This is a genomic window from Nonomuraea basaltis, from assembly GCF_005893125.1.
In the GTDB taxonomy this organism is placed as follows: Bacteria; Actinomycetota; Actinomycetes; order Streptosporangiales; family Streptosporangiaceae; genus Nonomuraea; species Nonomuraea basaltis.
Map to the genome: position 1 here is coordinate 23047 of NZ_VCJS01000160.1, position 6486 is coordinate 29532.

Annotated in this window: 7 protein-coding genes; 1 reads left to right on the plus strand and 6 read right to left on the minus strand. The window is 72.8% G+C overall.

The window, feature by feature from the left end; genetic code table 11:
- Positions 1-44: 44 nt before the first annotated feature.
- Positions 45-965: an EamA family transporter gene (locus EJK15_RS47870; RefSeq protein ID WP_138717122.1), complete on the plus strand. Its 921-nt coding sequence runs from the start codon at positions 45-47 to the stop codon at positions 963-965.
- A 389-nt stretch (positions 966-1354) separates the two neighbouring features.
- Here EJK15_RS47870 and EJK15_RS47875 read toward each other — a convergent pair whose 3' ends face one another.
- The 6 genes from EJK15_RS47875 to EJK15_RS47900 form a co-directional block, all read right to left on the minus strand.
- Positions 1355-2026 carry a GntR family transcriptional regulator gene (locus tag EJK15_RS47875; protein ID WP_138717123.1) on the minus strand — a complete coding sequence of 224 codons (672 nt, stop codon included), beginning with the start codon at positions 2024-2026 and terminating at the stop codon, positions 1355-1357.
- A gap of 29 nt (positions 2027-2055) precedes the next feature.
- Positions 2056-3030: an ornithine cyclodeaminase family protein gene (locus EJK15_RS47880; RefSeq protein WP_138717124.1), complete on the minus strand. Its 975-nt coding sequence runs from the start codon at positions 3028-3030 to the stop codon at positions 2056-2058.
- Between the two features lie 21 nt (positions 3031-3051).
- Positions 3052-4017, minus strand: a complete 966-nt coding sequence (locus EJK15_RS47885; RefSeq protein WP_138717125.1) for a proline racemase family protein — start codon at positions 4015-4017, stop codon at positions 3052-3054.
- Positions 4014-5015: a proline racemase family protein gene (locus tag EJK15_RS47890; protein ID WP_138717126.1), complete on the minus strand. Its 1002-nt coding sequence runs from the start codon at positions 5013-5015 to the stop codon at positions 4014-4016. The genes EJK15_RS47885 and EJK15_RS47890 overlap by 4 nt, the downstream gene beginning before the upstream one ends.
- Positions 5012-5905, minus strand: a complete 894-nt coding sequence (locus EJK15_RS47895) for a dihydrodipicolinate synthase family protein (RefSeq protein ID WP_171074947.1) — start codon at positions 5903-5905, stop codon at positions 5012-5014. The genes EJK15_RS47890 and EJK15_RS47895 overlap by 4 nt, the downstream gene beginning before the upstream one ends.
- A gap of 26 nt (positions 5906-5931) precedes the next feature.
- Positions 5932-6486 (minus strand): (2Fe-2S)-binding protein (locus EJK15_RS47900; RefSeq protein ID WP_171074948.1); only part of this gene is annotated, 555 nt, incomplete at its 5' end.

Consider the following 6486-nt stretch of genomic DNA (forward strand, 5'->3'; position numbering starts at 1 on the left):
CCCCGGCATCCGGCGATATCTCATGCTTTGCCCCGAGGAGTCCCGTGACCGCCTTCGCCCTGGACGATCCGTTCGATCGCAGCCCCGGCCTGCCCAGGCCGGGGAACGTGCTGCGGAGCGCCGCCGACTCGATCCCGCCCTCCTCGCTGGTGCTGTTCGCGATCGTGTCGGTGCAGCTCGGCGCCGGTTTCGCCAAGGAGCTGTTCGCGGCGCTGCCGCCGAGCGCGGTGGTGTTCCTGCGCATCGCGGCCGGGGCGCTGATCATGGGCGCGTTCGTCCGGCCCAGGCTGAAAGGGCTGTCCCGGCGGGACTGGGCGGTGGGGCTGGGGTTCGGCGTGACGCTGGCCGTCATGAACCTGTCGTTCTACGAGGCCCTGATGCGGCTGCCGATGGGCATCGCGGTGGCGATCGAGTTCCTCGGGCCGCTGGGCGTGGCCGTGGCGGCCTCGCGGCGCCGGATCGACCTGCTGTGGGTCGGGCTGGCGGGCGCGGGCGTGGTGCTGCTGGCCCCGTGGGGCGAGTCGGCGTCGGTGAGCTGGCTCGGCATCGGGTTCGCGATGGTGGCCGGGGCCTGCTGGGCCGGGTACATCCTGCTGTCCGCGGCGGCGGGGCAGCGCTTTCCCGGCACGACCGGGCTGGCGTTCGCGATGATCGTGTCGGCCGTGGTGGTCGCTCCGGTCGGCGTCACGACGGGCGGCGCCGACCTGCTGCAGCCGGAGCTGCTGCTGATCGGGCTGGGCGTGGGGCTGCTGTCGTCGGTGATCCCGTACTCGCTGGAGCTGCAGGCGCTGCGGCGCATGCCCAAGCACGTGTTCGGCATCCTGATGAGCCTGGAGCCGGCGGTCGCGGCGGTGATCGGGCTGCTGCTGCTGAGCGAGTTCCTGCACGTGCAGCAGTGGGCGGCGATCGTCTGCATCGTGGCCGCCAGCCTGGGCTCCACCAGGAAGCCGAAACTCAAGAAGTAGGAGGACCCGCCGCGCGCCCGGAGATGGGGTCTCGGGCGCGCGGCGGAGGGGCTCGGCTCTCGGTGGGCGGGATGTGCCGAGCCCGCGGAAGGTCAGCGGAGTGCGGGGTTCCGCTTGACCAGGATTGATGCCGTTTTGCAGTGGCCTCCGACGTGGCAGGTCCGGCGCGGGACCATGGCCACGGGGCGATCTGCCGGCCGTCCGGCGTCTGGTGTCGCTCAGCCGGCCCGCAAAGAGGTTACCTCCAACGCGGGGTGCCGGATCCCCGAATGCCGGAACTCAAGCGGTCTCAGAAGTCGGCATGAGATCGCCATGACACAGCGGTCTCAGAAGTCGGCATGAGATCGCCATGACACAGCGGTCTCAGAAGTCGGCATGAGATCGCCACATCACACGTGCTCGGCCCAGATGCCGCGTACGTGGCCGATGTGCTCTTCCATGATCTGCTTCACGGCCGCGCTGTCGCCGCTCTTGAGCGCGTCGAGCAGCGCGAGATGCTCCCTGGCCGAGCCGCCCAGCGTGCCGCGCTCGGAGAGCTGGGACAGACCGTAGAGCCTCGCCCTGTTGCGCAGATCACGCACGACGGTGACCAGGTGGGCGTTGCCGGACAGGGCCAGCAGCTCGACGTGGAAGCGCAGGTCGGCGTCAACGTACGCGAGCAGGTCGCCGCGCTCGCCGGCCTCGACGATCTCCTCGGCGATGGGCCTGAGGCGCTCGAACTCCTCCGCCCGCGAGCTGTCCGCCAGCCGCGCCACCGTGGGCACCTCGATGAGCTGGCGGATCTCGGTGAGCTCGTCGAGATCGCGGTCGGACAGCTCGGTCACCCGGAAGCCCTTGTTCCGCACCGCCTCGACCAGGCCCTCCTTGGCCAGGTCGAGCATGGCCTCGCGCACCGGCGTGGCCGAGACGCCGAACTGGGCGGCCAGCACCGGCGCGGAGTAGACCACCCCCGGCCGCATCTCACCGGTGATCAGCGCGGCGCGCAGCGCCTGCGCGACCTGCTCGCGCAGGCTCTGGCGCTCTCCCACCATCGGCAGGTCGAGCCGATCCTCGGCAGCCATCCGCCCGTCCTTCCCAAATCCACGCTCGCCTACATCCACGCCTCGTAGGCGGCAGCCGCGACCACGAGGTCCTCCCACGCCATGCCGGTGCTCTTGAACACGCGCGGCCCCGGACCGGCGACCACCTCTCCGGCGATCAGCTCGGCGAGGTTTCCGGCGAGATGACCAGTGGTGATCGTACCGTGGCGGATCGGGATGATCACATCCCCGGCCTCCTCAAGGGCGGCCGCCCTGGCCTCGACGACCACGGTGGCGCGGGCGACGAGGTCGCTGTCGAGCTCGCGGGCGCCGGGCTCGTGCGACCCGACGGCGACGACGGTGACGCCGTCGCGGGCGAGCATACCCGGGAACAGGGGTTCTCTGGCGGTCGTGCAGCACGCGACGAGATCCGCCTCGGCCACCGCCGCCGCCACCGCGTCGGTCGCGGCGGGCCCATGAGGAGAGGCGGAGGCCAGGGCGCGGGCGGGCAGGCCGAGGGCGCGGCAGCGGCCGGCGAGCGACTCCGCCCGGGCGAGGTCCCGGCCGACGACCGTCACCTCGGTGATGGGCCGCACCTCTCGGAACGCCGGCACGTGCCCCAACGCCTGCGGCCCGCTCCCGAACACCACGAGCTTCCCGCCGCGCGGATCGGCCAGGTGGCGGACGGCCAGCGCGGAGACGGCCGGGGTGCGCAGGGAGGTGAGCGCGATGCCGTCCATGGCCGCCAGCGGCGTCAGCGTGTCGCCGTCCAGCAGCAGGTACGTCCCCTGAATCCGGGGCAGCCCGCGCCCCGGGTTGCCGGGCGCGATGGTGACGGCCTTGACCCCCACGTACCGGCCGGCCGCCGCGGGCATCAGGAGGAGCTGCCCGGCGGGCACGTCGACGACGGGCCGCTGCGGCGTGGCCTCCGGGTCGAGCCCGGCTCGCAGGGCGTCCTCGAGGACCTGTACGGCCCGCCCGACCGGCACCAGCCGCTCCATGGTGGCGGCGTCGAGATACGGCAGACCGGTCTCAGAAGTCGGCATGAGATCGCCTTGTCACAACGTTCATCGCAGCGCGAACCCCGTCCCGATCGGATCCTCGGGATCCAGCTCGAAGGTGTGCCTTCCGGTCCGGTACGCCATGCCCTCGACCTCCGGTACGACGCCCTGCTCCCCCGCCTCGGCCACGCGGGCCAGGAACGTGCTGCCGACGATGCTGTCGTGGACCAGCGTGCCGCGCAGCCCCGAGTCGTGCAGCAGCGCCATCCTGGCGGCGGTGCCCGAGCCGCACGGCGAGCGGTCCACCTCCCCGTCGGCGAACACGGTGACGTTGCGCTGGTGGGCCTGCCCGTCCACGTCGGGCAGCTCGTCGTAGAAGATCACCCCGTACACGCCGGACAGCCGGTCGTCGGACGGGTGCCGGGAGGCAGGGTGATCGGCCAGGTCGGCCTTGATGCGGCGGGCGTGCTCGATCAGCGCCGTCAGGTGCCGTGGCTCCACCGACAGCCCCAGCGCCCCGGCGGGCACCGACGCATAGATGGCGCCACCGTACGAGATGTCGGCCTTCGCGCCACCGGCGGCCACGCCGCGCGCGATCACATAGGACGGCACACTGACGAACGTGACCGCCCGCACCCGCCCCTCGGAGCAGCGCACCCGAGCGGTGACGCGGCCGGACGGCACGTCGATCACCACGTCCGTCTCGCCGTCGGGCTCGGCCTGGACCAGGCCCTCCTGCACCGCGTACGCGCCCAGCGCGATCGTGCCGTGGCCGCACGCCGTGGAGAAGCCGTCCTTGTGCCAGAAGAGCACGCCGAGGTGGGCGCCGGGATCGTTCGGCGGGACGAGGAAGCAGCCGTACATGTCGGCGTGGCCGCGCGGCTCGTGGCAGAGCAGCCGCCGCACGTCGTCGAGCGTCTCCATGGCGGCGGTGCGGCGCGAGAGCACGTCGGCGCCGGGGATCTCGGGCACGCCGCCGGTCACGATCCGGAACGGCTCCCCGCCCGTGTGGTAGTCGACCGTCGTGATCATAGTTCGAACCCCGCCGGGAACGGGTCGCGCGGGTCCAGGAAGTACTGGGCGGTCCCGGTGATCCAGGCGCGGCCGGTGATCGAGGGGATGACGGCGGGCCCGCCGCCCACGGTGGTCTCCTCCAGGAGCCTGCCGATGAACCGGGTCCCGATGAACGACTCGTTGACGAAGTCCCGGCCGAGCGGCAGCTCGCCGCGGGCGTGCAACTGGGCCATGCGGGCGCTGGTGCCGGTGCCGCACGGCGAGCGGTCGAACCAGCCGGGGTGGATGGCCATGGCGTGCCGCGAGTGGTGCGCGTCGGAGCCGGGAGCCGCGAAGTAGACGTGGTGGCAGCCGCGGATGCGGTCGTCCTCGCGGTGCACGGGCTCGTCGGCGGCGTTGATCGCCTCCATGGTGGCGAGCCCGGCCGCGATGATCTCGTTCTTGGCCTTGCGGTCGAACGGCAGGCCGTAGGCGTCCAGGTCGACGATGGCGTAGAAGTTGCCGCCGTACGCCAGGTCGTACGGGATCTCGCCCAGCCCGGACACGGTGACGACGGCGCCGAGCCGCTCGCAGTACGAGGGCACGTTGCGCAGCGTCACCGACATGGCCATCCCGTCCTCGACGGCCACGTCCACTACGACCAGCCCGGCCGGGACCTCCAGGCGCACGGTGGTGACCGGCTCGACGACCTCGACCATGCCGGTCTCGACGAGCACGGTGGCCACGCCGATGGTGCCGTGCCCGCACATCGGCAGCAGCCCTGACACCTCGATGAACAGCACACCGAAGTCCGCGTCCGGCCTGGTCGGCGGCTGCAGGATGGCGCCGCTCATGGCGGCGTGGCCGCGCGGCTCGGTCATCAGCAGGGTGCGGATGTGGTCGAGGTGGTCACGGAAGTAGACGCGCCGCTCGGCCATGGTGGCGCCGGGGACCACGCCCACGCCTCCGGTGATCACACGGGTGGGCATGCCCTCGGTGTGGGAGTCGACGGCGTGGAAAACCCGTTTGGTCCTCATCTCAGCCCTTCTGCCAGTGCCTTCTCGGTCGCGGCCCGTACGACGGCGGCCTGCTCGCCGGTCAGCGGCTGCCTGGGCTGCCTGCACGGGCCGCCGTACCGGCCCGCGAGGTCCATGGACAGCTTGATGGCCTGGACGAACTCGGTCTTGGAGTCCCAGCGCAGCAGCGGATGCAGTTTCCTGTAAAGGGGCAGCGCGGTGGCGAGGTCGCCGGCGACCGCGGCGCGGTAGAGCGCCACGCTGGCGGCGGGCAGCGCGTTGGGGTAGCCGGCGACCCACCCGACCGCCCCGGCCACGGCCAGCTCGAGCAGCACGTCGTCGGAGCCGATCAGGACGTCGAGCTCGGGGGTCAGCTCGGCGATCTCGTACGCGCGCCGCGGGTCCCCGCTGAACTCCTTGACCGCCACGATCAGGCCCTCCTCGTGCAGCCTGGCCAGCAGCGCGGGGGTCAGATCGACCTTGGTGTCGTACGGGTTGTTGTAGGCCACGATCGGCACCCCGGCCCTGGCGACCTCCCGGTAGTGCGCGACGACCGCCCGCTCGTCGGCCCGGTAGGCGTTGGGCGGCAGCAGGAGCACCGAGCCGCAGCCCGCCTCCCCCGCCTGCTCGGCCCAGCGGCGGGACTCGGCGGCGCCGTACGCGCCCGCTCCGGCCATCACGTTGGGGCCCCCGACGGCCTCGACCGCCGTTTCGATCACCCGGGTGCGCTCCTGCGGGGTGAGCGTCTGGTACTCGCCGAGCGACCCGTTGGGCACGACGCCGTCGCAGCCGTTCGCGACCAGCCAGCGGCAGTGCGCGGCGTAGCCGTCGAAGTCGACGGACAGGTCGTCGCGCAGGGGCAGCGCGGTGGCCACCATGACGCCGTGCCATGGCTTGCTGCGATGTTCCATCAAGGAGTCCTCCATGTCGGGGTTGTTCAGTGGGCTTCGGTGTCGGCGTCGCTCAGGGCGCCGAGGGTGACAGGCTGGGCGATGGGGCGGCGCGGCGGCTGCGGCGGCTCTCCGGCCAGGCACGAGACGGCGTAGCCGCACATGCGGCCCTGGCACCAGCCCATGCCGGGCCGGGCCAGCAGCTTGATGGAGCGCGCGTCGGTGGCGCCGAGCTCCTGCGCCTCCCGTACGCGCGCCAGCGGCACCTCCTCGCACCGGCACACCAGCGTGTCGTCGCGCAGCCACCCCTGCCACCCGGATTTGACGGGGTATGCCCGCTGCAACGCCTCACCGAACGCCCGCCACCGCTCCCGCCGCCGCGCCAGCACCCCGGCGACCTCACCGGCCGCCACCTCGACCCCGCCAGGCTCGGCAACACCAACCGCGCCGCCGACCGGGGGCCCACCGGCCGTCGCAGCGCCGCCAGCCGAGGCGACGGCGCCGGGCGCGGGTCCCCGAGCGCCGGCACGGGCCTCGCCGGGCTCGGCGTGCCAGGTGTCGGCGGGCGCGGGCCGGGAAGCGGCGGCACGGGGCCCGGTGGG

What these genes read in the sequence shown, in the direction of transcription:
- EJK15_RS47895 (WP_171074947.1), bottom strand. Translation starts at nt 5,905, where the DNA reads ATGGAACATCGCAGCAAGCCATGGCACGGCGTCATGGTGGCCACCGCG.
- EJK15_RS47885 (WP_138717125.1), bottom strand. Translation starts at nt 4,017, where the DNA reads ATGATCACGACGGTCGACTACCACACGGGCGGGGAGCCGTTCCGGATC.
- EJK15_RS47880 (WP_138717124.1), bottom strand. Translation starts at nt 3,030, where the DNA reads ATGCCGACTTCTGAGACCGGTCTGCCGTATCTCGACGCCGCCACCATG.
- EJK15_RS47890 (WP_138717126.1), bottom strand. Translation starts at nt 5,015, where the DNA reads ATGAGGACCAAACGGGTTTTCCACGCCGTCGACTCCCACACCGAGGGC.
- EJK15_RS47875 (WP_138717123.1), bottom strand. Translation starts at nt 2,026, where the DNA reads ATGGCTGCCGAGGATCGGCTCGACCTGCCGATGGTGGGAGAGCGCCAG.